Annotated in this window: 1 protein-coding gene; it reads left to right on the plus strand. The window is 67.1% G+C overall.

Annotation, left to right across the window (positions count from 1 at the left end):
- Positions 1 to 17: 17 nt before the first annotated feature.
- A partial coding sequence (locus GBG68_RS13960) for a prolipoprotein diacylglyceryl transferase (protein ID WP_193222353.1) occupies positions 18 to 362 on the plus strand: 345 nt, incomplete at its 3' end.

Genomic DNA, 362 nt, shown 5'->3' on the forward strand with positions numbered 1-362 from the left:
GAAGGAACTCCAGAACCATGCTGCAATACCCCGCCATAGACCCGGTGGCCATCAACCTGGGGCCCCTGGCCGTGCACTGGTACGGGCTGATGTACGCGGAGGGCTTCGCCGCCGCCTGGTGGCTGGGGAGACTGCGGGCGCGCACGGCCCACAGCCCGGTGCGACCGGCGCAGATTGACGACCTGCTGTTCTACCTGGCGCTGGGGGCCGTGGTCGGCGGGCGGCTGGGCTATATCCTCTTCTACGATTTCAACAACTTCAGTGCCAACCCGTTGATGTTGCTGCGCATCTGGGAAGGCGGGATGTCCTTCCACGGCGGGCTGCTGGGCGTCGTCGCCGCCGCCTGGCTGTTCCGGCGCAAG

It is taken from the genome of Alkalilimnicola sp. S0819, from assembly GCF_009295635.1.
In the GTDB taxonomy this organism is placed as follows: Bacteria; Pseudomonadota; Gammaproteobacteria; order Nitrococcales; family WHIW01; genus S0819.